This window comes from Phycicoccus sp. (genome assembly GCF_035325325.1).
Lineage (GTDB): Bacteria > Actinomycetota > Actinomycetes > Actinomycetales > Dermatophilaceae > Phycicoccus.
Window position 1 is genome coordinate 16,360 of record NZ_DAOLAC010000009.1, and the last position, 23,969, is coordinate 40,328.

General features: G+C 75.4%; 25 protein-coding genes and 1 riboswitch. Of the genes, 13 read left to right on the top strand and 12 right to left on the bottom strand.

Annotation, left to right across the window (positions count from 1 at the left end):
• Window positions 1–9: 9 nt before the first annotated feature.
• Together PKA89_RS07780 and PKA89_RS07785 are read left to right on the top strand one after the other, a co-directional pair.
• Window positions 10–432: a MarR family transcriptional regulator gene (locus PKA89_RS07780; protein ID WP_324418265.1), complete on the top strand. Its 423-nt coding sequence runs from the start codon at window positions 10–12 to the stop codon at window positions 430–432.
• Window positions 429–1,730: an MFS transporter gene (locus tag PKA89_RS07785; RefSeq protein WP_324418267.1), complete on the top strand. Its 1,302-nt coding sequence runs from the start codon at window positions 429–431 to the stop codon at window positions 1,728–1,730. The genes PKA89_RS07780 and PKA89_RS07785 overlap by 4 nt, the downstream gene beginning before the upstream one ends.
• A 177-nt stretch (window positions 1,731–1,907) precedes the next feature.
• On the opposite strand, the gene serC is transcribed toward PKA89_RS07785, so the two are convergent.
• From serC to PKA89_RS07800, 3 genes are all read right to left on the bottom strand, one after another.
• The gene (gene serC / locus PKA89_RS07790) at window positions 1,908–3,035 is read right to left on the bottom strand and encodes a phosphoserine transaminase (protein WP_324418269.1); all 1,128 of its coding nucleotides are present in this window, start codon (window positions 3,033–3,035) and stop codon (window positions 1,908–1,910) included.
• A 258-nt stretch (window positions 3,036–3,293) separates the two neighbouring features.
• Window positions 3,294–4,415: a citrate synthase 2 gene (locus PKA89_RS07795; RefSeq protein WP_324418271.1), complete on the bottom strand. Its 1,122-nt coding sequence runs from the start codon at window positions 4,413–4,415 to the stop codon at window positions 3,294–3,296.
• Window positions 4,416–4,544: 129 nt separating this feature from the next.
• Entirely contained in the window at window positions 4,545–5,468 is a 924-nt protein-coding gene (locus PKA89_RS07800) for an NYN domain-containing protein (protein ID WP_324418273.1), read from the bottom strand.
• Window positions 5,469–5,536: 68 nt separating this feature from the next.
• On the opposite strand from PKA89_RS07800, the gene PKA89_RS07805 reads away from it, so the two are divergent.
• Complete coding sequence (locus PKA89_RS07805) at window positions 5,537–6,820, top strand: MFS transporter (RefSeq protein ID WP_324418434.1); 1,284 nt, start codon at window positions 5,537–5,539, stop codon at window positions 6,818–6,820.
• Window positions 6,821–6,859: 39 nt separating this feature from the next.
• Window positions 6,860–7,537, top strand: coding sequence for a pyridoxamine 5'-phosphate oxidase (gene pdxH, locus PKA89_RS07810; protein ID WP_324418275.1), 678 nt, complete (start codon window positions 6,860–6,862; stop codon window positions 7,535–7,537).
• A 33-nt stretch (window positions 7,538–7,570) separates the two neighbouring features.
• On the opposite strand, the gene PKA89_RS07815 is transcribed toward pdxH, so the two are convergent.
• The 3 genes from PKA89_RS07815 to PKA89_RS07825 form a co-directional block, all read right to left on the bottom strand.
• Entirely contained in the window at window positions 7,571–8,101 is a 531-nt protein-coding gene (locus PKA89_RS07815) for a hypothetical protein (RefSeq protein ID WP_324418277.1), read from the bottom strand.
• A gap of 145 nt (window positions 8,102–8,246) precedes the next feature.
• Entirely contained in the window at window positions 8,247–9,005 is a 759-nt protein-coding gene (locus PKA89_RS07820) for an SDR family oxidoreductase (RefSeq protein WP_324418279.1), read from the bottom strand.
• A complete protein-coding gene (locus tag PKA89_RS07825; RefSeq protein WP_324418281.1) occupies window positions 9,002–9,742 on the bottom strand; it encodes a hypothetical protein in 741 nt (246 codons plus the stop codon). The genes PKA89_RS07820 and PKA89_RS07825 overlap by 4 nt, the downstream gene beginning before the upstream one ends.
• Before the next feature lie 104 nt (window positions 9,743–9,846).
• Between PKA89_RS07825 and PKA89_RS07830 the strand changes: the two genes are divergently transcribed.
• The 4 genes from PKA89_RS07830 to PKA89_RS07845 all read left to right on the top strand — a co-directional run bounded on the left by PKA89_RS07830 (window position 9,847) and on the right by PKA89_RS07845 (window position 13,834).
• Window positions 9,847–11,064 (top strand): MFS transporter, encoded by a 1,218-nt coding sequence (locus tag PKA89_RS07830; RefSeq protein WP_324418283.1) that lies wholly within the window; start codon window positions 9,847–9,849, stop codon window positions 11,062–11,064.
• 10 nt (window positions 11,065–11,074) lie between these two features.
• A complete protein-coding gene (locus PKA89_RS07835) occupies window positions 11,075–11,773 on the top strand; it encodes a metal-dependent transcriptional regulator (RefSeq protein WP_324418285.1) in 699 nt (232 codons plus the stop codon).
• A 121-nt stretch (window positions 11,774–11,894) separates the two neighbouring features.
• Window positions 11,895–12,656 (top strand): hypothetical protein, encoded by a 762-nt coding sequence (locus PKA89_RS07840; protein WP_324418287.1) that lies wholly within the window; start codon window positions 11,895–11,897, stop codon window positions 12,654–12,656.
• Window positions 12,657–12,907: 251 nt separating this feature from the next.
• Window positions 12,908–13,072, top strand: a riboswitch (cyclic di-AMP (ydaO/yuaA leader).
• Window positions 13,073–13,075: 3 nt separating this feature from the next.
• Window positions 13,076–13,834 (top strand): NlpC/P60 family protein, encoded by a 759-nt coding sequence (locus PKA89_RS07845; RefSeq protein ID WP_324418289.1) that lies wholly within the window; start codon window positions 13,076–13,078, stop codon window positions 13,832–13,834.
• Window positions 13,835–13,909: 75 nt separating this feature from the next.
• On the opposite strand, the gene PKA89_RS07850 is transcribed toward PKA89_RS07845, so the two are convergent.
• Both PKA89_RS07850 and PKA89_RS07855 read right to left on the bottom strand, forming a co-directional pair.
• Entirely contained in the window at window positions 13,910–14,458 is a 549-nt protein-coding gene (locus PKA89_RS07850) for an O-acetyl-ADP-ribose deacetylase (protein ID WP_324418291.1), read from the bottom strand.
• Window positions 14,459–14,466: 8 nt separating this feature from the next.
• Entirely contained in the window at window positions 14,467–14,907 is a 441-nt protein-coding gene (locus tag PKA89_RS07855; RefSeq protein ID WP_324418292.1) for a YdeI/OmpD-associated family protein, read from the bottom strand.
• A gap of 60 nt (window positions 14,908–14,967) precedes the next feature.
• Between PKA89_RS07855 and PKA89_RS07860 the strand changes: the two genes are divergently transcribed.
• Complete coding sequence (locus tag PKA89_RS07860; RefSeq protein ID WP_324418294.1) at window positions 14,968–15,465, top strand: DUF3253 domain-containing protein; 498 nt, start codon at window positions 14,968–14,970, stop codon at window positions 15,463–15,465.
• 84 nt (window positions 15,466–15,549) lie between these two features.
• On the top strand, window positions 15,550–16,974 hold the full coding sequence (locus PKA89_RS07865) for a PAS domain-containing sensor histidine kinase (protein WP_324418296.1): 1,425 nt from the start codon (window positions 15,550–15,552) through the stop codon (window positions 16,972–16,974).
• A 448-nt stretch (window positions 16,975–17,422) separates the two neighbouring features.
• On the opposite strand, the gene PKA89_RS07870 is transcribed toward PKA89_RS07865, so the two are convergent.
• Both PKA89_RS07870 and PKA89_RS07875 read right to left on the bottom strand, forming a co-directional pair.
• Entirely contained in the window at window positions 17,423–18,115 is a 693-nt protein-coding gene (locus PKA89_RS07870; protein ID WP_324418298.1) for a response regulator transcription factor, read from the bottom strand.
• Window positions 18,116–18,252: 137 nt separating this feature from the next.
• Window positions 18,253–18,639 carry an STAS domain-containing protein gene (locus PKA89_RS07875; RefSeq protein ID WP_324418300.1) on the bottom strand — a complete coding sequence of 129 codons (387 nt, stop codon included), beginning with the start codon at window positions 18,637–18,639 and terminating at the stop codon, window positions 18,253–18,255.
• Window positions 18,640–18,765: 126 nt separating this feature from the next.
• Here PKA89_RS07875 and PKA89_RS07880 point away from each other — a divergent pair, with 126 nt between their 5' ends.
• Window positions 18,766–20,373, top strand: coding sequence for an NAD(P)/FAD-dependent oxidoreductase (locus PKA89_RS07880; RefSeq protein WP_324418302.1), 1,608 nt, complete (start codon window positions 18,766–18,768; stop codon window positions 20,371–20,373).
• On the opposite strand, the gene PKA89_RS07885 is transcribed toward PKA89_RS07880, so the two are convergent.
• The gene (locus PKA89_RS07885; RefSeq protein ID WP_324418304.1) at window positions 20,360–20,857 is read right to left on the bottom strand and encodes an SRPBCC family protein; all 498 of its coding nucleotides are present in this window, start codon (window positions 20,855–20,857) and stop codon (window positions 20,360–20,362) included. The genes PKA89_RS07880 and PKA89_RS07885 overlap by 14 nt on opposite strands.
• Before the next feature lie 143 nt (window positions 20,858–21,000).
• Between PKA89_RS07885 and PKA89_RS07890 the strand changes: the two genes are divergently transcribed.
• Window positions 21,001–22,188, top strand: coding sequence for an alcohol dehydrogenase catalytic domain-containing protein (locus PKA89_RS07890; RefSeq protein WP_324418306.1), 1,188 nt, complete (start codon window positions 21,001–21,003; stop codon window positions 22,186–22,188).
• Between the two features lie 88 nt (window positions 22,189–22,276).
• Here PKA89_RS07890 and PKA89_RS07895 read toward each other — a convergent pair whose 3' ends face one another.
• The gene (locus PKA89_RS07895; RefSeq protein ID WP_324418308.1) at window positions 22,277–23,275 is read right to left on the bottom strand and encodes an SDR family NAD(P)-dependent oxidoreductase; all 999 of its coding nucleotides are present in this window, start codon (window positions 23,273–23,275) and stop codon (window positions 22,277–22,279) included.
• A 129-nt stretch (window positions 23,276–23,404) separates the two neighbouring features.
• On the opposite strand from PKA89_RS07895, the gene PKA89_RS07900 reads away from it, so the two are divergent.
• The gene (locus tag PKA89_RS07900; RefSeq protein WP_324418310.1) at window positions 23,405–23,932 is read left to right on the top strand and encodes a hypothetical protein; all 528 of its coding nucleotides are present in this window, start codon (window positions 23,405–23,407) and stop codon (window positions 23,930–23,932) included.
• Window positions 23,933–23,969 lie beyond the last annotated feature (37 nt).

The following is a 23,969-nucleotide window of genomic DNA, read 5'->3' on the forward strand; positions in this document are numbered from 1 at the left end:
ACGCCGACCATGACCCGTGCGCAGAAGGACCGCCTGACGAGCGACCTGCGCATGGTGTGCATGAGGATCTCGCGCAGGGTTCGCTTCGAGAGCACGACGGACGTTGCGCCGCACCAGTTCTCGGTGCTTATCAGGCTCGAGGACGGGCCGCGCACCCCTAAGGAGCTCGCGGACATCGAGCGGGTCTCGGCGCCGAGCATGAGCCGCACCGTCACCGGGCTCGTCGAGCGCGGCTACGTCGACCGGGCCGACGACCCCACCGACGGGCGCCAGGTCATCCTGTCGCTCACGGCGGAGGGTCGCCGGACGGTGCGGGAGACCCGCAGGCGCCGCGACCAGTGGCTGGCGACGCGCCTCGAGCGGCTGACCGACGACGAGCGCGCCCTGCTCGCCGACGCCGCGGCCCTGCTGGAACGGGTGTCCGCCGAATGAGCCCGACCTTCAGCTCGCTCGAGATCCGCAACTACCGGCTGTGGTTCCTCGGCGGCTTCGTCTCGAACGTCGGCACCTGGATCGGCCGGGTCGGCCAGGACTGGCTCGTCCTCACCGTGCTGACCGCCGGCTCGGCGACCGCCCTCGGCGTCGTCACCGGCCTGCAGTTCCTCCCGTTCCTGCTGCTCGCCCCGTGGACCGGGCTCGTCGCCGACCGGTTCTCGCGCCGGCGCATCCTCCTCGTCACCCAGACGATGCTCGCGCTGACCAGCCTCGTGCTCGGCGTCCTCGCGGTCACCGGGACGGCGCAGCTGTGGCACGTCTACGCCATCGCGCTCGTCCAGGGGGTGACGACGGCCATCGACAACCCGGCGCGGCAGGTCATCGTCTCCGAGATGGTGCCGCCCGAGAAGCTCGCCAACGCGGTCGCGCTCAACTCCGCGTCGTTCAACGCCGGGCGGCTCGTCGGGCCGGGACTCGCGGGACTCGTCATCGCCTGGTGGGGGACCGGCGAGGCGCTGCTGCTCAACACGCTGACCTTCGTCTTCGTGCTCGCCGCCCTGGCCCTGCTCAACGTGGCGCAGCTGCGCTCGCCGAGCCGGCCCAAGGGGCGTGGCGGCATCCGGGAGGGCTTCGCCTACGTCCGGCACCGCCGCGACATCCAGCTCGTCATGCTCCTCGTCTTCGTGCTCGGCACGTTCGGGATGAACTTCCAGATCACGATGGCGCTGATGGCGACGAAGGTGTTCGACAAGGGCGCCGGCGAGTACGGGCTGCTCGGGTCGATCATGGCGATCGGCTCGCTGACCGCCGCTCTGCTCTCGGCGCGGCGCCGGGAGCCTCGCCTCCGGGTGCTGCTCCTCGCCCTCGTCGGCTTCACGCTGTCGGCGGCGGCCGCGGCCACGGCGCCCTCGTACTGGACCTTCGCGCTCGCGCTCGTGCCCGTGGGGCTCTCCGCCCTCACCGCGCTGACGACGGCCAACGCGATGGTGCAGACGCGCGTCGCGCCCGAGATGCGCGGCCGGGTCATGGCCCTCTACATGGCGATCTTCATGGGCGGCACACCGGCCGGCGCCCCGATGATCGGCTGGATCTCCGAGCAGTTCGGGCCGCGCTGGACGATCGGGGTCGGCGCGCTCGCGGTCGGTCTCGCCCTGGTCGGGGTGTCGGTCTGGCTGGCCCGGGCGGAGAATGTGCGGGTGAGCTACGAGTCTCAGCGCCGCCCGCGGGTCAGCGTGACCACCGCCCCGGTCCCGCCGGAGAACGCCGGCGTCCCCCTGCCCGAGCCGGCCCGGTGACGCCCAACTTCCGGCGGCGGATGACCCTCGGGGTGCTCGCCGTGCTCCTCGTCGTCGCGGTCGTCTACGCCGCCGTGCGCTGACCCGAACCTGCCCACTCATTGCGGATCCCCCACCTCGAGCCGGCCCACGGAGGGCGTGTGAGGTGGGGGATCCGCAATGAGTCGGGCGAGGGCGTCAGGACAGGCGCTCGACGACGTGCTCGACGCAGCCGATGAGCGCGGAGACGTCGTCCGGCTCCACCGCCGGGAAGCAGGCGACGCGCAGCTGGTTGCGGCCGAGCTTCCGGTAGGGCTCGACGTCGACGACCCCGTTGGCGCGCAACGTCTTCGCGACCGCGGAGGCGTCGACGGCGTCGTCGAAGTCGATCGTCGCCACGACGCGGCTGCGGTGCGACGGGTCGGTGACGTACGGCGTCGTGTAGCCGGTGCGCTCGGCCCACTCGTAGAGCCGGCCGCTGGAGTCGGCGGTGCGGGAGGTCGCCCAGTCGAGGCCGCCGTTGTCGTTGAGCCACTCCACTTGGTTCGCGAGCATGGCGAGGGTCGCGACGGCCGGCGTGTTGTAGGTCTGGTCCTTGCGCGAGTTGTCGATCGCCGTCGGGAGGCTGAAGAAGTCGGGGACCCAGCGTCCGGACGCGGCGACCTCCTCGACGCGGGCGAGCGCGGCGGGGGAGAACAGGCCGATCCACAGGCCGCCGTCGGACGCGAACGACTTCTGCGGCGCGAAGTAGTAGACGTCGGCCTCGGAGACGTCGACGGGCAGGCCTCCGGCGCCGGAGGTGGCGTCCACGAGGAGGAGCGCGTCGGCATCCGCGCCCTCGACCCGGCGGACCGGCGCCATGACGCCGGTGCTCGTCTCGTTGTGCGCCCACGCGTAGGTGTCGACGCCGGCCTCGGCGACCGGGTCGGGACGGCTGCCCGGCTCGCTCGTGATGATCGTCGGCTCCCCGAGGAAGGGGGCCTTCTTGGTGACGGAGCCGAACTTGCTCGAGAACTCGCCGAACGCGAGGTGCTGCGCCCGGTCGCGGACGAGACCGAACGCCGCGATGTCCCAGAACGCGGTCGATCCGCCGTTGCCGAGGACGACCTCGTAGCCGTCCGGCAGGTCGAAGAAGGTGGCGAGGCCCTCACGGACCGCCTTGACGAGGTTCTTGACCGGCGCCTGGCGGTGGGAGGTGCCGAGGACGGAGCGACCGATGGCGGAGAGCGCCTCCACCTGGGCGGGGCGGACCTTCGAGGGTCCGGACCCGAAGCGACCGTCGCTGGGCAGGAGGTCGGCGGGGATGGTGATGGGGGCGTCGCTCACGTGTCTCTCCGTGGTCGGTCGGCCGCCGGGAGGTCGCTCACCGGCGGTGGCGCAGGCGGGGCCGCGCCGGACGGCCGGGTCGGCGTCGCTGGCGACCGCGGCCGCCCCCATCGTCACAGGTGCCGACCGGATGCCGGACGCCGGGTCCACCAGATGGGAACGCCCCGGATCGCCCCACCCCCGACCGCTACACGGCTGAGCTCGCCGGAGACGAGCGGCGGACCACGCGGCTCGCGGCCGGCCGGTGGCTCCCCGGTGTCAGGCCTTGGCGCGGTAGCCGGGCACGTCGGACAGGGGTCGCTCGCCCGGGCCGACGTAGCGCGAGCTCGGCCGGATGAGCCGGCCGGTCTTCTTCTGCTCGAGGACGTGCGCCGACCAGCCGGCCGTGCGGGCCGCGACGAACAGCGGCGTCATCATCTCGCCGGGGACCTCGGCGAAGTCGAGGAGGACGGCCGCCCAGAAGTCGACGTTGGTCTCCATCCGACGCTCCGGGTGGCGCTCCGCGAGCTCGGCGATGGCCGCCTTCTCGAGCTCGAGGGCCACCTCGTAGCGGGGGGCGCCGAGCCGCTTGCACGTGTCGCGCAGGACGGCGGCGCGCGGGTCGTAGGCCCGGTACACCCGGTGCCCGAAGCCCATGAGGCGCTCCTTGCGGTCGAGGACGCCCTTGACGTACCTCGTCGCGTCACCCATCTCCTCGACACCCTCGATCATGTGCTGGGCCCGGCTCGGCGCGCCACCGTGCAGGGGGCCGGAGAGGGCGCCGATCGCGCCGGAGAGGCACGCGGCCACGTCGGCACCGGTCGACGCGATGACCCGCGCGGTGAAGGTCGAGGCGTTGACGCCGTGCTCGGCGGCGGAGATGAAGTACGCGTCGATGGCCTCGACGTGCTTGGGGTCCGGCTCGCCCCGCCAGCGGATCATGAACCGCTCGGGGATGGTGCGGCCCTTGTCGACCTCGGACTGCGGCACCATCGGCTTGCCGACGCCGTGCGCGGACTGGCCGATGAACGAGATCGCCATGACCGAGGCGCGGGCGAGGTCGTCGCGGGCCTGTGCGTCGTCGATGTCGAGCAGCGGCCGGAAGCCCCAGAGCGGGGCGAGCTGGGCGATCGCGGACTGGACGTCGACGCGGATGTCGCCCGTGTGCACGGGAAGCGGGAACGGCTCGGCGGGCGGCAGGCCCGGGTCCATCTCACCGTCGACGAGCAGCCCCCACACCTGGCCGAAGGACACCGTCCCGACGAGGTCGTTGATGTCGACCCCGCGGTAGCGCAGGGCGCCACCTTCCTTGTCGGGCTCGGCGATCTCGCTCTCGAAGGCGATCACGCCCTCGAGTCCGGGGTAGAAGTTCGGGTCGCTCGTGGTGGTGGAGGAAGTCATCCTGTCCCCGTTCGCTCGTCGCCGGTGTCGGGCTGGCCCATTGTGCACGCCGTCGCCCGGCGCTCCCACCCTCGGGGCCCGGGGGTGGACAGCGGCGGCCGCGGTGCGCTCCGCCGCCGAGGTCGCGCCTCAGCCGGCCCGGGGGTCGCGGACGGCCATGTCGGGGCCGCCGGCGTCGCGCAGCTCGAAGAGGTCGGAGGCCTCGATGAGCTTGCTCAGCTTGGCGTAGCCGTAGTTGCGCGAGTCGAAGGACGACTGGTTGTTGATGCGCTGGCCGACGGTGCCGATGCGAGCCCAGCCGGAGTCGTCGGCGGCGCTCTCGACGGCCCGGCGCAGCAGGGCGACGAGGCGGCGGTCGCCGCGCAGCTGGTCGCGGGTGGCGCGCTCGGGGGCAGTCCCGGTCGTCCGCTTCGCGGTGGTCTTCGTCGGGGTCTTCGCGGTGGCCTTGGCGGCGCGCTTCGCCGTGGACCTCGCGGTGGGGGCGTCGGCCGGAGCGTCCGCCGCGGGCTCGGGTGCCTCGGCTGCGGACGTGGCGGCCTGGGTGGCCCGGCGGCCGCGGGTCGTCTTCCTGGGCTCGGGCTCGTCGGCGTCCGCGGAGGCGTCGGCCTGGCCGCTGGGCGAGGAGAGCCGGTCGAGGACGAGGAAGCGGGTGCAGGCGCTCTGGAACGCGGGGGGCGTCTTGGCGTCACCGAAGCCGTAGACCGCCACACCGTGCTCGCGCAGGTGGATGACCAGTGGGGTGAAGTCGGCGTCCGAGGAGACGATGGCGAACGCGTCCGGCCGCTGCGTGTGGAGGATCTCCACGGCGTCGACGGCGAGGGCCATGTCGCTCGCGTTCTTCCCCTTGGAGGGGTCGAACTGCTGCACGGGCCGGATCGCGTTCTCGTGCAGCACCTCCTGCCATCCCTTGAGCTCGGACTTGGTCCAGTTGCCGTACGCGCGGCGGATCGTCGTCTCGCCGAGGGCGGCCAGCTCGTTGAGGATGACCTCCAGCCGGCGGGCGCGCGCGTTGTCGGCGTCGATGAGCAGCGCGATGCGCGCGGAGTCGGCCATGCGGCGACCCTAGCCGCCCCGGGACTCGGCGCGGCCCCGGTGAGGCCGTGGGGGATGATGCGGCGGTGCTGCGCTCCCTCCTCCCGGACCTCACGCCGTTCCGGCGCAGCAGGGACTACCGGCGGCTGTGGACCGGCTTCACGCTGTCGAACATCGGCTCGCAGATGGCCGTCGTCGCCATCGGGCTGCAGGTGTACGACCTCACCGGCTCCACGGCGTCGGTCGGGCTCGTCGGGCTCTTCGCCCTCGTGCCGCTCGTCGTCATGGGCCTGTACGGCGGGGCCCTCGCCGACCACCACGACCGGCGGCTGGTCGGCCTCGTCGCGACGCTCGTCGCGGCGGGGACGAGCACCGTCGCGGCGGCCCAGGCCTGGCTGGGGTCGACCTCGGTGTGGCTGCTCTACGGCATCGTCGCGGTGTGGAGCGGGGCCTTCGCGGTCTCGTCGCCGGCCCGCTCGAGCATCTACCCGCGCCTCCTCCCACCGGACCAGCTGCCGGCCGCCAACGCGCTGTCCGTCTTCGCGATGAACACCGCGCTGACCGCCGGGCCGCTGCTGTCCGGGCTGCTCGTCGACTGGGGCGGCTACCGGGCGGCGTACACGACGGACGCGGTGCTGACGCTCGCGGCGGTCCGCAGCCTGTGGCTGCTGCACCCCGTGCCGCCGGACCGGGACGAGGGGGAGGCGGCGGCGCCGCGCCGGGTCGGGGTGCGCTCGGTCCTCGACGGGTTCGCGTTCCTGCGCACCGCGCCGAACGTGCGGATGACCTTCGTCGCCGACATCGTCGCGATGCTGCTCGCCCAGCCGCGCGTCCTCTTCCCGGCGGCCGGCGCGGTGATCCTCGGCGGCGGCGCACGGACGGTCGGCGCGCTGTACGCGGCGGCGGCCGTGGGCGGCATCCTCGCGATGACCTTCTCGGGGCGGCTCGGCGGCGTGCGTCGGCAGGGCACGGCCATCCTCGTGAGCGTCGCCGGCTGGGGTGTGGGGATCGCCGGGCTGGGGGTGGCGCTGCTCGCGGCCGGTGGAGCCGTGAGCCGGGGGCACGCGCTCGTCGCGGCGCTCGCCGCGATGGCCTTCGCGGGGGCGGCGGACTCGGTGAGCTCGGTGTTCCGGACGACGATCCTGCAGTCGGCGGCACCGGACCGGATGCGGGGGCGGCTGCAGGGGGTGTTCGTCGTCGTCGTGGCCGGGGGTCCGCGCCTGGGGGAGCTCGCCGGGGGTGGGGTCGCGGCCCGGCTCGGCGAGGGCTGGACGGCGGTCGCCGGCGGGCTGGCCTGCGTGGCGGCGGTCGTCGTCCTCGCGCTCGTGCAGCCGGGGTTCGTGCGCTACGACGCACGCCGTCCGACGCCCTGACGACCGGCCCCCGGATGCGCGCCGCCCTAGGCTGGTGGCATGGACCCGCGGCGCATCGACTACACCGGCGAGGGGCTCTCCGAGGACGAGGTGCTCGAGACCCCGTACGCGCAGGTGCGGGCCTGGGTGGACGCCGCGGTGCGCCGCTCGGAGGAGGCAGCCGACGTCGTCGAGCCGCTCGCGGCGGCCGTCGCCACGGTCGACCGCCAGGGGCGCCCGAACGTGCGGACGGTGCTCCTGCGCTTCCTCGACGAGCGCGGGCCGGGGTTCGTCACCGCCCTCACGTCCACCAAGAGCCGTGAGCTGACCGGCAACGAGCACGTCGCGGCGGGCCTCACCTGGGCGGCCATGTACCGCGCGGTGCGCTTCCGCGGCCGGGCCGTCCAGCTCGGGCGCGACGAGGTCGAGGGGTACTGGCGCTCGCGCCCGTGGGGGTCACGCATCTCCGCGTGGGCGTCCGAGCAGTCGCAGCCGGTCGCGTCGCGCGCCGAGCTCGAGGCGGCCTACCGCGCGCGGGCCGCCGAGTTCCCCGACCACGGCTCGCCCGACGACGTCCCGCTGCCGGACTTCTGGGGCGGCTTCCGCATCGTCTGCGACGAGGTCGAGCTGTGGGCCGGCCGGCGCGACCGGCTGCACGACCGGCTCGTCTGGACCCGGGTCGGCGAGGGCGACCTCGGCGACGCCGGGTCGTGGGAGGTCTCGCGCCGCCAGCCGTGACCGTCACCGGGGTGGCGCTGGACCGGGAGGCGCTCAGCCGTCGGCGGCGAGCTCGGTGAGGAAGCGGGTCGCCTTGCGGCGCACGGATGCCGACCCGTGCCGGGTCTGGCGCTCGACCAGCCGGACGACGTCGGCCGGCGGCACCAGGCCTCGCTCGACGAAGGCGACGAGCGTCGCCATCGACTGCGCCGCGACGATCCAGTCGACGTCCGGGTCCTCGAGCCGGGTGGTGAGCCAGCGGACGGCGGCCGCCTCCTGTGCCGGGGTCAGGGTGAGCAGCCCGAGCAGCTGCGCGGTGTGCCACTGCACCGACGCCTGGTCGCTGCGGGTGAGGTCGGTGAGGACCCGCTCGGTGAACGGGGCGCCGCGCGCCGGGTCCTCACGAACGAGCTTCTCGAAGGTGTCGACGGCCCGCATCCGCACCCACGCGTCGTCGGTGGCGATGCAGCCGAAGAGCTCCTCGAGGCGGGCCGGGTCGCGGCGCAGCAGCTCGAGCACCTCGCCGGAGCGGCCGAGCGAGTTCGAGTGCCCGCCGGCCGTGAGCACCTGGGCGAACGGCTCCACGCGGGCAGCGTACGAGCCCGGGACCACGGCTGCACCCGGGTACCGCGCGCCTCACCCCGGAACGGTTCCCGGGTACAGCGCGGCCGTATCGGGTGACCCGATACGCGCGTGACAGCCGGGGCCGGGGCGGGCGGTTGGGAGGAGGTCAGGAGGGGAGGCGGTGGACCTTGTGCGGCGCGGCCTGGGCGCGCGGCTTGATGACGAGCAGGTCGACGTTGACGTGCGCCGGCCGGGTCGCCATCCAGGCGATGGCGTCGGCGACGTCCTCGGCGACGAGTGGCCCGGGCACGCCCTCGTACACCCTGTCCGCCCGCTCGCGGTCGCCGTCGAAGCGGGTCAGCGAGAACTCCTCGGTGTGGACCATCCCCGGGGCCACCTCGGTGACGCGCACCGGCTGCTCGACGAGCTCGAGGCGCAGCGTCTCGGTCATCACGTGGACGCCGTGCTTGGCGACCGTGTACCCGCCGCCACCCTCGTAGGCGAGCAGGCCGGCGATCGACCCGACGTTGACGACGATCCCCTCGCCGTCCGCCGCGACGAGCGCCGGCAACAGCGCCTTGGTCACCCGGAGCGTCCCGAGGACGTTGGTGTCGTACATCCGCTGCCACAGGTCGACGTCGGCGGCCGCGACCGGCTCGAGCCCGAGGGCCCCACCGGCGTTGTTGACGAGCACGTGCACGACAGGCCCGGCCGCCTCGGCGAGCCGGGCGACGTCGGCGTCGTGGGTCACGTCGCACGGCACGGCGAGGCCGCCCACCTCGGCGGCCAGGGCCTCGACCCGTTCGGCCCGGCGCGCGGCGCAGACGACGCGGTAGCCCTCGGCCGCGAGCCGGCGCGCGGTGGCGGCGCCGATGCCGCTGCTCGCCCCGGTGACGACGGCGACCCGGCGGTCGTCGCCGCTCACGGCTGCTCCCGCGGCCGGACCGACTCCGGGTCGACGGCGACCCAGGTCGCCTCGGCGCGTCCGACCATCGCGCCGTCGGCGTCGTGCAGGGTGCTCGCCGACCAGTGCCGACGACCCTCCGCCCCGCGCTGCCACGCGGTGACGACGAGCCGCTCACCCGGCTCGGGGACCCGCCAGACCTGCGCGGTCATCGTGCCGAGCACCATGGGCCGGCCCGCGATGCCGGCGGACCACCCGCCCGGGCAGTCGAGCGCGGCCCACACGACCGGCCGGCTCACGTCGTCCGGGACCGTCCACGTCGTCGCGTAGCGGCCCGACCCGTCGGCGAGCGGTCCGGGGCGCAGCCGCAGCCCGTCACCGTCGGCGCGCCCGGTGCCGCACGAGAAGCAGGTCGGGAAGGGGTGGTCCTCGGCGCCCTCGTACCGCTCCTCGGCGGCGTGCGCCTCGTCCCACGACGCCGGCGCCGGCACCGGCTCGTCGAGCTCGGCGACCGCGGTGCCGGTCGCGACGAGGACGTCCCCGTCGAGCAGCCGCAGCACCGAGGTGCCGGTCAGCGGGTCGGGGTCGTCGCCGACGACGGGCATCGGGCGCTCCAACGGTGGGGGCGCCGAGAGCCGGACGCTCACCGCCGGCAGCGGGCCGGACGTGCGCACGTGGGCGGCGAGCGACCCGCTCACCCAGCCGCCGTTGCCTGACTCGGGGGGCCCGCAGTAACGGCGGGGGACGGTGAGCTCCACGACGGTCAACGTACCCACGGCCACGCCGCCCGTCGTGTTGCGTGCGTCACTCGCCCCATCGCGCCGGCCGACCAAGTATCTTGACATCAAGAGAAAGGGGAGGGATGGCGGACGAGGAGTTCTCGCTGCGGCGCGTGGCCGTGCCGGCCTTCGGCCCGACCGCGCTCTGGTCGGTCGGTATCGGCGCGACGCTTCCGGTCATCGCGCTGAGCGCCCGTGACCTCGGCGCCACGGTCGCCGTCGCGGCCCTGTTCGTCGGCCTCCAGACCGTCTCCGAGCTGGTCAGCGCGGTGCCCGCCGGGGTGCTCGTGGACCGGATGGGGGAGCGGCGCGCCCTCGTCGTCGCAGGCCTCGCCGACGCGGCCGCCTCGCTGCTCGCCATGCTCGCACCCTCCCTCTGGGTGTACGCGGTGGCGATGGTGCTCGCCGGTCCCACGGGGGCGGTCTTCCTCCTCGCCCGGCAGTCCTACCTCACCGCCGCGGCGCCCGAGTCGATGCGGGCCCGGGCGATGTCGACGCTCGGGGGCATCGGCCGGATCGGCCTGTTCGTCGGGCCGTTCCTCGGAGCGCCGGTCGTCGAGCGGTACGGGCCGCAGGCGGCCTTCGGCATCTCGGTGGCCGGCGGCCTCCTCGCCGCCCTCGTCGCGCTGCTGTCGCGCGACCTCGAGGCCCACGTCCACGGGGCACCGGCGGACGGAGCGCCGGCGCGGGCCGGGGTCCTCGACGTGGCGCGCCGGCACCGGGCCGTCCTCCTCACCGTCGGTCTCGGGGTCCTGGCGATCGGCCTGGCCCGCTCCTCCCGGGTCGTCGTCGTGCCCCTCTGGGCCGAGCACGTCGGGCTCTCCGCGGCGCAGACCTCCCTCGTCTTCGGCGCCGCCGGGCTCGTCGAGGTGCTCCTCTTCTACCCGGCGGGCTCGCTGATGGACCGCCGGGGCCGGGTGTGGGTGGCCCTCCCGGTCACCGTCCTCCTCGGGCTCGGGCTGCTCGTCCTGCCGCTGACCTCCTCGCTCACCGCGGTGGGGGCGGTGGCCGGCGTCATGGCGGTCGGCAACGGCCTCGGGTCCGGCATCGTCATGACCCTCGGCGCCGACGCCGCGCCCGCGCACGGCCGGGCCGCCTTCCTCGGGGTGTGGCGGCTGCTGTCGCTCGTCGGCCACAACGGCGCCTCGGTCGTCGTCGGCGCGGTGGCCGCCGTCGCGTCCATCGGCACCGCGAGCGTGGCCGTCGGGGTGCTCGCCCTCCTCGGGGGTGGCTGGCTGCTGCGCTGGCTCCCGGCGTACGACCCGCGGCGGCGCGGCGTCGGCGTCGGCGCGTCAGATTAGGCTTGCCTGCGTGACCGACCTCATCGACACCACGGAGATGTACCTCCGCACCATCTTCGAGCTCGAGGAGGAGGGCATCACGCCGCTGCGCGCCCGGATCGCCGAGCGGCTCGGCCACTCCGGCCCCACCGTCTCCCAGACCGTCGGCCGGATGGAGCGCGACGGCCTGCTCGCCGTCGCCGGCGACCGCCACCTCGAGCTGAGCGACGAGGGGCGTCGGCTCGCGACCCGCGTCATGCGCAAGCACCGCATCGCCGAGCGGCTGCTCGTCGACGTCATCGGCCTGGAGTGGGAGTACGTCCACGACGAGGCGTGCCGCTGGGAGCACGTGATGTCCGACCGCGTCGAGCGCAAGATCCTCGCGATCCTCCCCGACCACCTCGAGTCGCCGTACGGCAACCCGATCCCCGGGCTCGACGAGCTCGGGGAGGTCGGGGACCCGGTCGACTTCCGCTCCGGGCTGTCCACCCTCGACGAGGTCGCCGCCGAGGAGCCGGCCACCGTCGTCGTGCGGCGCATCGGCGAGCCCGTGCAGGTCGACCACGAGGCCCTCGCCCTGCTCACGAGCGCCGGACTGCTCCCCGGCCAGCCGGCCCGGGTGCGGCGCGACGGCAACCGGGTCGTCGTCTTCCGGGAGGGCGCCGAGGAGTCCACGGGCGTCTCCCTGCCGGTCGACATCGCCGGGCACGTCTTCGTCGCGTCGGCCTGACCGCGCGGGGCCGCCCACCGCCTCGACCGATCGGCCTGTCGCGTTACCGAAACGTGACATCGCCCGGCGGGGTGCCGTACGGTGTCCGCTGAGCCGAACCCACCCCGGAAGTAGATCTGCCGTGCCCCACCCCTCTCGTGCCCCAGGCCGGCGCCGTGCGCCCGGCCGCGTCAAGCGACTGCCCGACGGCTTCCCCCGCCTCGGCGCGTCGTGGGCCGCCAAGTCCGCCGCGAGCCTCTGCGTCGTCAGCGGCGTGGCCGTGGCGCTCACCGTCCCTGCCGAGCTGGCCGACGCGGAGGCCGACACGCCGGTCGCCGCCCCCGCCGACGCGGCCGCCGTCGCGCTGACCGGTCGCGCCGCCCCGGTCGCCGCGGCCCGCTCCGAGCGCCGCGCGGCCCCCGCGCCGGCCGTCGCGGCGCCCGACGGCGTCACCCCGGTGGCCCCCGGCGCGGTCGGGGTCGCGGGGGTCAAGGCCGTCGCCCAGCCGAAGAAGCCGGACCCCAAGGACCCCTCGACCTTCGCCGCCGCCGGCTCGTGGTCGGGCCGGACCACCGGCAAGTGCACGAGCATCGGGCTCATCCCCAAGGCCGTCGCCGTCTGCTCGGCGGTCGACTCGCTCTTCGGGCCGCCGACGATCGGTGGTCGCCGCGCCAGCAACGACGAGCACGGCACCGGCCAGGCCATCGACTTCATGATCGCCAACGACGCCCAGGGTGACGCGATCGCCGCCTGGGTGCAGTCCCACGTCGGCCAGTTCAACGTCAAGTACCTCATCTGGCAGCAGCGCTACTGGGCCCCGGGCGAGGGCTGGAGCCTCATGGAGGACCGCGGCTCGCCCACGGCCAACCACATGGACCACGTGCACGTCACCGTCAACTACTGACCGTCCCGACGAGGCACCCGAGGCGCCGCCGGACCCCTGGTCCGGCGGCGTCTCCCCCTTTTCCGGCACTCGCGGCCGACATCGTTGTCAACGGCGCGCTCGTGCTCGGCCGGGCTCCCAAGAACCTCCTGAGAAGGGTCTCCGTCACCTTTTTGTGACCTTCCCGTGATCCCTGTTAGGTTCGTCCTGCCCGTCGCCCCGGACGCCGGGCACCTGCAGTGGGACCGCCTAGTCCTGCCCCCGCTGCAGGGTCGTCTCTCACGAGTCCGCTGGCAGGAGCGGGGGAACCACTTCGGAGCCACGGTCTCGACCGCGACTCCTCGGGGTGAAGCCGGCACGGTCCACCAGGGCCCACGCCGGCCGGGCAACCTCAGCCCGAACCCGACAGCTCACCTCGTAGGCACTTGAGAGGTCCCATCGTGTCCGAGCACACCCGCGCCGGTCGGCATCGCCAGACCGTCCGCTACAACCCCGTCTCCGAGATCTCGTCGATCGTCAAGGCCGCCGGCGAGACCGGGGCGCGCGTCTCCGCCGTCCTCGCCGCCTCCGGTGGCCTCGTCGCGACGTTCGCCCTCCCGGCCCAGGCCGCGAGCCACGCCTCGTCCGCGACCATCGCCCACACCGCGACCGCCGCGCCGGCACCGTCGCAGGCCGCCCTCGCCGCCCTCCCCGCGGTCGTCGCCCCCGAGGCCGCCGCCCCGGAGAAGCACGCCCCGGCACTCGGCGTCGTCGGCATCAAGGCCGTCGCGAAGCCGAAGCCGAAGCCCAAGCCGGCCCCGGTCCGTACCGAGAGCAGCGCGAGCCGCTCGACCCAGCGCGTGCCGCTCGCGAACGTCAAGCAGTCCTCGAGCGAGATCGTCAACATCGCCCGCACCCTGCTCGGCATCGCCTACTCCTACGGCGGCACGAGCCCGTCCACCGGGTTCGACTGCTCCGGCTTCACCCAGTACGTCTTCGGCAAGGCCGGCATCTCGCTGCCCCGCACCGCCGCCGACCAGCAGGCCGCGGCCACCCCGGTGAGCAACCCGCAGCCCGGCGACCTCGTCTTCTTCGGGTCGCCCGCCTGGCACGTCGGCATCTACACCGGCAACGGGATGATGATCGACTCCGGCAAGCCCGGCGAGGTCACGACCGAGCGCGCGATCTTCTCGGGCGTCAGCGGCTACGGCCGCTTCTGAGCCACCCCCGACGCGCCCCGGACCCCGCGGTCCGGGGCGTCGTCGTGCCCGGGGTCGGATGACGCGGTCGGGCGGTCACGCGTCGGGCGGTGAGGTGCCGGCGGACCGGGCGAGGGCCGCGGTGAACGCGTCGAGCAGCCGGTCCGAGACGAGGACGAAGCGCACGAGGTCCGGGGCGTCGTGCTCGGCGAGGTCGGCGCGGGCCGCCGCCACGAGGACCTCCGCCGCCTCGTCCGCCGGCCAGCCGTAGGCGCCGGCCCCGACCGCCGGGAACGCCACCGACCGCGCCCCCAGACCGCGCGCGACGGCCAGGCTCCGGGTGACGCAGGACGCGAGGAGGGCGGGGTCGGTCTGGCCGCGGTGCCGGTTCGGGCCGACCGTGTGGACCACCCAGCGGCAGGGCAGGCCGCCCGCGCCGGTGGCGACGGCGTCACCGACCGCCAACCCCTGCGGGTGCGTCGTGCGGCGCAGCCGCCGGCACTCCTCGAGGAGGGCCGGCCCCGCCGCAGCGTGCAGCGCACCGTCCACCCCGCCGCCGCCGAGCAGCGTGGAGTTGGCGGCGTTGACGACGGCGTCGACCCGCTGGGCGGTCAGGTCGTCGCGGACCGCCTCGAGCCGCGACACCGGCGGCCTCAGCCGGCGCGCAGGGCGTCGAGGGTCGAGGCCACCCGGCGCTCGCGGGTCTCGGGCTTCTTCGCGGCGAGGAGGGCCTCGACGTGCCTGCGCTGGTGGCTGTAGGACAGGGCGGCCCACGCGGTCGCCGCGGCGGGGTCGGCCGCGAGGGCCGCGGCGAGGTCGGCGGGCACCTCGACGGTCCGCGGCGCCGTGTCCACCTCCACCGTGACCGTGTGCGTCTCCCCGGCGGCGATCCCGGTGGCCTCGCGGACCGCGGCGCTCGCGCCGAGCCAGTACGCGCCCCCCATGGCGGCGATGCTCGTGCGCCACGAGTGGCCGGCGACGGTGGCCAGCACCTTGGGACGGCGCCCGGCGGCGAGGGCCTCGACGACGGCGTCCGGCACCTCGAAACCGGTCGTCGTCCGCCCGGTGGCCTGCAGCTGCGTCGTGAACTCCATGCCCGCAGTGTGCCGGAGACGGGGCGCCACCGCGCGGCCCGCGCGGCGTACCGTGCCCGGGTGGGCGACGACGGGCCGGACCTCGAGCGCACGGCCGACGGGCGGTACGTCGTCGTCGACGGCCGGCGCTGGCGGGCCAGCGACCCCGGCATCCCGGACCGCCTGCGCGCCGAGCTCGTCGCCGAGCTGATGACCGCCCGCCGGCTCGTGCGGACCGAGGGCGACGCGGCCCGGCACCGGGTGCACGACGCCAAGGTGGCCCTCGGCGAGCGCGGCGAGCCCTGGTGGGAGGAGGCCTCCGGCGAGGGCCGTTCCGAGCGGGTCCTCGCCACGGCCCGAGCGCTGCTGAGGCACCGCCCGGACGGCACGACCTGCCCGAGCGAGGTCGCCCGGGTCGTCGGTGGCGAGGGCTGGCGGTCGCTGACCCCGAGGGTCCGGGCGCTGGTCCACGGCCTCCCGGCCGACGGCGCGCTGCGGGTCCTCCAGCGCGGCGAGCCGGTCGGGCCCGGCGCGCAGGGACCGGTGCGCATCGGGCGCGGGCCGAGCTTTCCGGACTGAGCCATCGGTGCCCGGACCGCTGCGGTGTGAGGTGCGCCCGAGGACTGTTCCGGGGGCATCCGGACGGCGCTATCGTCGGAGGCGGTGGGTGGCGACGGGCCCCGTGCGGGCGTTCGACCGGCCGCCGCGGTCCCGGACCTCGCGACGGCCGACGAGTGGTGCCGTGAGGCGGTCGAGCGGTCCCCGGACGGCATGCTGCTCGTCGAGGACGGCGTCGTCGTCCACGTCAACGCGACCCTCGAGGCGATGAGTGGCTGGAGCCGTGCCGACCTCGTCGGGAACCCGCTCGAGACGCTCGTCCCCGAGGGCGTCCGCGCCCGGCACGCCGGGCTGCGCCGGGGCTACGCGCGCGCACCGCGCCCTCGCGCGATGGGCGAGGGGCTCGACCTCGTCCTGCAGCGCGCCGACGGCGTCCGGGTGCCGGTCGAGATCGCCCTCGCCCCGCTCATCGTCGCCGGCCGCGAGGTGACGATCGCGACGGTGCGTGACGTGACGGGCCGGCGGGCCGAGGAGGCCCAGCAGGCCCGGCTCGCCCTCATCCTCGACCTCGTGCCGGACAGCGTCGTCGTCGTCCACCTCGCGACCGGCCGGATCGAGGCGGTCAACCGCGCGGCGACGACCCTCCTGGGCTACTCGACCGAGGAGCTGCGCGGGATGTCGACCAGCGAGCTGACGCCTCCGGACGACGCGGCCGCCGGGCCGGTGCTGTGCACCGACGGCCAGGACCTGCACGCGCAGCGGCTGCTGACCCGCGCCGGGGAGGTCGTCGACTGCGAGGTGCACGCGAGCCGGCTCCCGGGCGCCGAGGGTGAGGTGCTCGTCAACGTGGTCCGCGACGTGCGCTCCCGGCTGGCCCTCGAGCGGCGGCTGCGGGAGAGCGAGCAGGCGCAGCAGCGCCTCGCCCTCCTCGAGGAGCGCCAGCGGATCGCCCGCGAGCTGCACGACACCGTCATCCAGGACGTCATCGGCGTCGGGATGGAGCTGAGCGCGGAGGTCGACCGGGCCACCGACCACGAACGCCGGCAGCGCGACCTCGACCGCATCACCCGGCTCGAGGAGGTGACCCGCAACCTGCGGCGAGCGATCTTCGAGCTGCGGGGCTCGGCCCGGCGGGGCCCGGTGGTCCGCGAGGTGACCGACCTCGTCGCGGAGGCCTCCCGGGTGCTCGGCCACGTCCCGTCGGCCACCTTCTCCGGCGCGGTCGACGGTCTGCCGTCCGAGCTCGTCGACGACGTCCTCGCAGCCCTGCGCGAGGCACTGTCCAACACGGCCCGGCACGCCCATGCGGCGCGGACCGAGGTCTCGCTCACCGTCACCGAGGACGGAGTGACCCTCGTCGTCGACGACGACGGGGTCGGCCCCGCCGGCGTGGAGCATCCCGGCTACGGGCTCGGCAACCTCGAGGAGCGGGCCCGACGGCACGGTGGGACCGTCGAGGTCGGCCCGTCGCCGCAGGACGGCACCCGGGTCCGCTGGGCCTGCCCGCTCCCTGCTCCGGCGCCCGGCTGAGCCGGGACAATCGTCACTGGCCGGTGGTCCCCCCGGTCCGTGAGGCTCGAGGGGCAACGCCGGACCCGGGTCGCCCCCTCGCCCCGGGTCCACCCGTCAACGGAACGGAGTGGACGCCGTGGTCGTCCCCGAGGTCGAGCGCCTGCGTGACGCGTCGATGTCGCGGCCCCCGCGGTCCCGGTCCTTCCTGCCGGCCCACGGGCCGATGACGGGCCGGCCGTGGTCCGCCACCCCGGGCGTCGTGGTCGCACCGCGATCCCTTCGAGCCCCATCACCGGCAGGGCTCGCCGGAACGGTCCCCGTGGTGGTCCGGACCGTCCGGGCGGTGTGACCCCGGAGGGCCGGGACGAGCGAGGGCGCCCGTCCGGTCCTCCGGCGCGGGGGGTGGGTCGTCGGGCAGGGGACGACCCACCCCGGTGCGCACCGGGCACCCCGAGCCCCGCCTCCCTCAGCCCTCGCGCCGCGCCATGAAGACGGCGGCCTGGGTGCGCCTGGTGAACCCGAGCTTGGCGAGCACGTTGGTCACGTGGTTGCGGACCGTCTTCTCCGAGATGGCGAGGTGCTCGCCGATCTGGGCGTTGGTCAGGCCCTCGACGACGAGGTCGAGCACGCGGCGTTCGCGCGGGGTGAGGGAGGAGACCGCGAGCTCCTCCATGCGCGCCCTCTCCGGCCGCGGGCGGATGCCCTCCTCGAGGCCCGGGGCGACCGTCTCGCCGGCGGCGACCCGGTGCACGGCGTCGACGAGCTCGGAGCCACGGATCTGCTTGAGGATGAACCCGGACGCGCCGGCGAGGGCCGCGGCCGTGCGCGCCTCCTCGTCGTCGAAGCTGGTCACCATGAGCGCGCGCACGTGGTCGTCGCGGGCGCGCACCGTGCGGCAGACCTCGATGCCCGACCCGTCGGGCAGGCGCACGTCGAGGAGCGCGACGTCCGGGCGGAGGGCGGGGATGCGCCGGGCGGCCTCGGCCGCGGAGCCGGACTCGCCGACGACCTCGATCTCGGGGTCGGCCTCGAGCACGTCGTGCAGGCCGCGGCGGATCAGCTCGTGGTCGTCCAGGAGGAAGACTCGCGTGCGGTGCCCGGCGCGGGCGGCGGGCCCGGAGGTCGTCGCGCGATCCGAGGTGGGCGTGAGTCCGGTCATGCCGCGCCTCCCGTCCGTCCGGGGTCCCGTCCCGACTCTACGCCCGCGCGTGGGTGCGTCAGGGCACGCCGTGGTCGACCCCACGTCGAGGGGCGCCCGCGCGCGCCGCCGTCGTCACGCGATGGCGGGTGGGTGGGTCACACGTAGACCGCGGACCCGGTCTCCGACCAGGGCGGCGGGGCCGGCACCGCCGGGTAGACGACGAGGTGCCGACCGCCCCGCAGCCGGTCGAGCCGAGCCCGGCTCCGGCCGCTCGGGCCGGCGACGGCGAGCACGCCCCCCGCCGTGGCGACGCGTTCCTGGAGGCGGACGAGCACCGGCAGCGAGGCCGCACCCAGCTCGACCCGGCTGAGGTCGAGCACCACCGTGCGGCAGCCCCGGCCCAGGGCGGCCTCGACGGCGCGCTCGAGAGTCGCCTCGGTGGACTCGCACGGTGACGCGGTGAGGGTCAGCGTCGCGGCGGGAGCACCCGGCCGGGCCGGGGGACGCGCCGGACCAGCGGAGAGAGTCGTGTCCTGGGGCATCCCGGCCTCCCGTGTCGTCGTCCTCCCACGGTGCGGCATCACCTCCGGCACGGGGAGGGACGAACGTCCCGGGTCGCGGGCCCCGGCCGGGGGTTCCCCACGGGCGGCGCCGGGTAGCGTCGGGACGTGGAGCTCTGTGACGCCGTCGTCGTCGGTGCCGGCCCGAACGGTCTGGTCGCCGCCATCGCGCTCGCGGACGCAGGCTGGGAGGTCCTCCTCGTCGAGGCACAGGACACCCTCGGGGGAGCCGTCCGCAGCGCCGAGGTCATCGCCCCCGGGGTCGTCACCGACCTCTTCAGCGCCTTCTACCCCCTCGCCGCGGCCAGCCCGGTCATCCGCGACCTCGGGCTGGAGGAGCACGGTCTCGTCTGGCGGCGCTCGCCCGACGTGCTGGCCCACCCGCTCCCGGACGGCACCTGTGCGGTCCTCCATCCCGACGCCGAGGACACCGCCGAGCGACTGGAGCGGGAGGCGGCCGGGGACGGCGACGCGTGGCTGCGGATGGTCGAGCAGTGGCAGCGGCTGCGCGACCCCCTGCTCGACGCCCTCTTCACGACCTTTCCGCCGGTGCGACCGGGGCTGCGGCTCGCGCGGGTCCTGCGGGCGGCGGAGGCCCTCGACCTCGCCCGCCGCCTGGCCCTGCCGGTGCGACGGCTCGTCGCGGAGGAGTTCCGCGGTCGGGAGGCCGGGCTGCTGATCTCCGGCAACGCCGCACACACGGACGTGCCACCGGACGCCGCGGGCAGCGCCCTCTACGGCTGGCTGCTGACGATGCTCGCGCAGGACGTCGGTTTCCCGGTGCCCGAGGGCGGCTCCGGCCGGCTGTCGGCGGCGATGGCGTCGCGGTTCACTGCGGCGGGCGGGCGGGTGCTCACCGGCGTCGCCGTGGAGCAGGTCGAGGTCCGCGGCGGCCGAGCGACGGGCGTCGCCCTCGCCGACGGGCGCCGGGTCGGTGCCCGGCGCGCGGTCGTCGCCGACGTGTCGGCCCCGGCCCTGTTCGACCGGCTGCTGCCCGGCTCCGCGGTGCACCCGCGGCTGCGTGAGCGGATGCATCGCTTCGAGTGGGACCCCTCGACCCTCAAGGTCAACTGGGCTCTTTCACAACCCGTCCCGTGGTCGGCACCGGGGGCGCGGTCGGCGGGAACCGTCCACCTCGGCGTCGATGCGGACGGGTTCGTGCGGGCCTCGGCAGACCTGACGACGGGCCGCGCGCCGGCCTCCCCCTTCGTCCTCTTCGGCCAGATGGCCGTGGCCGACCCCACGCGCACCCCGCCGGGGACCGAGACGGCCTGGGCCTACACGCACCTGCCACGCGGCCTGGCCCACGACGCCGACGTCCTCGCGCGCCAGGTCGAGGCGGTCGAGCGGGCGGTCGAGGAGGTTGCTCCCGGCTTCGCCGCGTCCGTCACCGGCCGGCTCGTCCAGCGCCCGGAGGACCTCGAGGCCGCGGACGCCAACCTCGACCGCGGCGCCATCAACGGCGGGTCGTCGGCCCTGCACCACCAGCTCGTCCTCCGGCCGGTGCCCGGCCTGGGTCGCCCGGAGACGCCGGTGGCGGGCCTCTACCTCGGGTCGGCCGCGGCCCACCCCGGGGGCGGGGTCCACGGAGCCTGTGGCTGGAACGCGGCCCGGGCCGCGCTGGCCGACCACGGCCGGGCGGGCGTGGTGCACCGCGCGCTGGTCCACACGGCGTGGGAGCGGGTCCTCGGGCCGGGGCGGCTCAGCCGTCGCTGACCTCGTGGCGGGGGTGGGGGTGGCCGGCGGGGTCGCGGCGTTCGGCGAGCAGGGCCAGCCGGCGCAGGGTCTCGACGTTGCGCGGGTGGATCGCGGCCTGGCGCACCGGGGTCGGGAGCAGCGCCCCCGGACCGGAGACGGCGTCCTCGCGGAGGGTGACGACGCACCCGGTGCCCTCGGGACGCAGCTCGAGGAGGACGTGCGCCTCGCCGAGGGGCCACCCCTTGGCGCGCAGCAGGAGCATCCGCTCGGGCTCGGCGTCCTCGACGTGCGTCGTGTCCGAGAGGAGCAGCGGCCAGAGCCCCACGCTGTGCTCGATGCGCGACCCTACCGCCGGCCAGCCGGGGTCGACGGCCCGCACCCGCGCCGCCCCGACCACCCAGGTCGGGTAGGCCCAGCCGTCGGCCAGGACGGCCCACACGTCGGCCGGTGGCGCCGCCACGAGGCGGTGGACGGGGGGTCGGTGCGCGACGGGGGTCGTCATGCCCCACGACTACCCGCCCAGCGGGACGGGAAACGGCCGGTGGCAACGGCCCGCGGCCGGTCGCCGAGGGCCTTGCTCACGAACGGTTTTGGGCGGTCGGTCCTCGGGTAGCCGTCGAGCGACCCCACGAGAGGAGCACGACGATGAGGGCTGTGACCTGGCAGGGCCGACGCGACGTCCGGGTGGAGGAGGTGCCCGACCCGCGCATCGAGGAGCCGGGCGACGCCGTCATCCGGGTGACGAGCACCGCGATCTGCGGCTCCGACCTGCACCTGTACGAGGTGCTCGGCGCCTTCATGAACCCGGGCGACGTCCTCGGCCACGAACCGATGGGCATCGTCGAGGAGGTGGGGCCGGACGCCGGTGACCTCCGTCCGGGCGACCGCGTCGTCATCCCGTTCCAGGTCTGCTGCGGCCACTGCTGGATGTGCGAGCACGGGCTGCAGTCGCAGTGCGAGACCACCCAGGTGCGCTCCCAGGGCAACGGCGCCGCTCTCTTCGGCTACTCCGAGCTGTACGGCTCCGTTCCGGGCGGCCAGGCGCAGTACCTCCGCGTGCCGCAGGCCGCGTACACGCACGTCAAGGTCCCCGAGGGCCCCGCGGACGAGCGGTTCCTGTACCTCTCCGACGTGCTGCCGACGGCGTGGCAGGGCGTGCAGTACGCCGCCGCCGACCCGCGCCGCACCCTCCTCGTCCTCGGGCTCGGCCCGATCGGCGACATGGCCACCCGGATCGCCCGCCACCTCGGCGTCGAGGAGGTCATGGGGGTCGACCGGGTCGACGCCCGTCTCGACCGGGCGCGTGACCGCGGAGTGCGCGTCCTCGACGAGCGCGAGGACGACGTCGTCGACGCGGTGATGGAGCTGACCTCCGGGCGGGGTGCGGACGCCGTCCTCGACGCGGTCGGCATGGAGGCCCACGGGTCGCCGGTCGCCAAGGGGCTGCAGAGCGTCGCGGCCGCCATGCCGGACGCGGTCGGTGCGGCGATGGCCAAGACCGTCGGCGTCGACCGGCTGGCTGCGCTCACCACCGCGATCGCGGCGGTGCGGCGCGGCGGGACCATCTCGCTCAGTGGTGTGTACGGCGGTGCGGCCGACCCCCTCCCGATGCTCACGATGTTCGACAAGCAGGTGACACTGCGCATGGGGCAGGCCAACGTCAAGCGCTGGGTGCCGGACATCCTGCCGCTGCTCACCGACGACGACCCCCTCGGCGTCGACGAGTTCGCGACGCACCGGCTCTCCATCGAGGAGGCGCCGCAGGCCTACGAGACCTTCCAGGCCAAGGAGGACGGCATGGTCAAGGTCGTCCTCTCCCCGCACCGCGACTGACACAGCGGCACCGACGAGGCCCGCCCGGGCGCCGGGCGGGCCTCGTCGCGTCCGGGCGGCGGATCAGCCGTGGTCGTCGGGCGGCCGGCTACCCGGGCGGTCGACCGACACCCGACGCATCCTGGTTCTGGCGGTGGGCCGCGCGGCGGCCGGGACCCGCGAGCACGCGGAGCGCGCGGCTGCGCCGGCCCAGCTCGTGACCCTCGGTGGCCGGGGTGTCGGTGCGCCGCCAGTCGCGCTCCGGCGAGGTGCCGGGGAGGAGCCGCGCCGCGAGCCCGAGGGCCCGCACCGTCGTCGCGGGCGCGACGCCGTGCACGCGCCGCGCCACGGCCACCCAGGGGGAGGTGCTGACGACGGGCCGACCGGCCAGCACCCCGTCGACGATGCGCCGGGCGGCGCGGTCGACCGGCAGGCTGAGGAGCGGCCACGTCGCCCCCGGCGCGAACCAGCCGTCGTCGACCTCCGCGTCGCCGGTGAACCGGGCGTGGACGTGGCCACCGGTGCGCATCAGCCACGGGGTCACCGACGTCGCCGTCACCCCAGTGCCGGCGAGCTCCGCGGCCAGGCCCTCGGCGAGCCCCACGGCGCCGAACTTCGCGACCGAGTAGGGCAGCAGGCGCGGCACGGCCACCAGCCCACCGACCGAGGACACGACCCCGATCCGCCCGTGTCCGCGCTCCCGCATCGAGGGGAGCACGGCGAACGCCAGGTGCACCGGTCCCCAGAGCATCGTGTCGACGGCCTCGTGCAGATGGCCGAGGGTGACGCCCTCGAGGCCGCCCACGCCGATGACCCCGGCGACGTGGACCGCCGCGTCGATGCCACCGTGCTCGGAGAGCACCGAGCCGACCACCGCGCCGACCGCGTCGGGGTCCCGGACGTCACAGGTGTGCGGCCGGAACGGACCGCCGGGGCCGCCGAACGACGCCTCCGCGCGGGCGAGGGTGGCCGCGTCACGACCGGTGGCGTGGACGAGGTACCCGCGCCCGACGAGCTCGCGGCACACCTGGAGCCCGAGACCGCGGGACCCGCCCGCCACGACGGCGACCGGGCGGTGGTCCGGTGTCGGGTGCATGTTCCTGGCCATGCGGAGGGGGTACCCCCCGCCGTGGACGAGCACACCGGGCGAGGACGACGAATGCCGGGCGGGGTCGGGGGTATGGGCAGCAGCACGATCTGCGGTTGAGGATCTCGTCGCGGTCAGGAGGGAGCAGAGGTGCAGCGCACGCAGGAGGCATCGGTCGAGGCGCTCGTCCACGCGGTCGTCGACGCGCACCTGCGGATCCGTGACCTGGTCCGCGGTCTCGCCCACGCGAAGGCCGGAGGGCGGGTCGAGCCGGGAGCCCGGTTGATCGGCCGGCTGGCCGTGCACCTGGCGGCCGAGCGGGTGGCCCTGGACCCACCGGGCTCGCCGCACCCCGCAGCCCTGGTCGAGCACGAGCGCGCGCTCACCGAGGCGGTGGAACGGCTGGACGACCTCGGGCCCGACGGCCGCTCCTTCGCCGTTCCCCTCGGGCTGCTCGCCGACGCGCTGGTACGGCACGTGGACGCGGTGGAGCGTGACGTGCTGCCCCGGTTCGCCGCCTCGCACGACGACGCCGACCTTCGTCGTGCGGTGGAGGTGCTCGGGATGGTCGACGCCGTCGACGCGGCCGAGGCGAGTTCCGCCCCAAGGGAACTGGTGGGTTTCGGGCACCGGCTGCGGGAGCTGCGCACCCTCTTCGAGGAGGCGCTGCGCGGCTGACTCGAGAACTCCTCGTCCCGAAAGCCCCACGGACCGC

Excerpts from the sequence above, each read along its gene's own strand:
- PKA89_RS07780 (WP_324418265.1), top strand. The coding sequence starts at position 10 with ATGACCCGTGCGCAGAAGGACCGCCTGACGAGCGACCTGCGCATGGTG.
- PKA89_RS07885 (WP_324418304.1), bottom strand. The coding sequence starts at position 20,857 with ATGACGACCCCCGTCGCGCACCGACCCCCCGTCCACCGCCTCGTGGCG.
- PKA89_RS07785 (WP_324418267.1), top strand. The coding sequence starts at position 429 with ATGAGCCCGACCTTCAGCTCGCTCGAGATCCGCAACTACCGGCTGTGG.
- pdxH (WP_324418275.1), top strand. The coding sequence starts at position 6,860 with ATGGACCCGCGGCGCATCGACTACACCGGCGAGGGGCTCTCCGAGGAC.
- PKA89_RS07800 (WP_324418273.1), bottom strand. The coding sequence starts at position 5,468 with ATGGCCGACTCCGCGCGCATCGCGCTGCTCATCGACGCCGACAACGCG.
- PKA89_RS07870 (WP_324418298.1), bottom strand. The coding sequence starts at position 18,115 with ATGACCGGACTCACGCCCACCTCGGATCGCGCGACGACCTCCGGGCCC.
- PKA89_RS07830 (WP_324418283.1), top strand. The coding sequence starts at position 9,847 with ATGGCGGACGAGGAGTTCTCGCTGCGGCGCGTGGCCGTGCCGGCCTTC.
- PKA89_RS07855 (WP_324418292.1), bottom strand. The coding sequence starts at position 14,907 with ATGGAGTTCACGACGCAGCTGCAGGCCACCGGGCGGACGACGACCGGT.
- PKA89_RS07890 (WP_324418306.1), top strand. The coding sequence starts at position 21,001 with ATGAGGGCTGTGACCTGGCAGGGCCGACGCGACGTCCGGGTGGAGGAG.
- PKA89_RS07875 (WP_324418300.1), bottom strand. The coding sequence starts at position 18,639 with ATGCCCCAGGACACGACTCTCTCCGCTGGTCCGGCGCGTCCCCCGGCC.
- PKA89_RS07895 (WP_324418308.1), bottom strand. The coding sequence starts at position 23,275 with ATGGCCAGGAACATGCACCCGACACCGGACCACCGCCCGGTCGCCGTC.
- PKA89_RS07795 (WP_324418271.1), bottom strand. The coding sequence starts at position 4,415 with ATGACTTCCTCCACCACCACGAGCGACCCGAACTTCTACCCCGGACTC.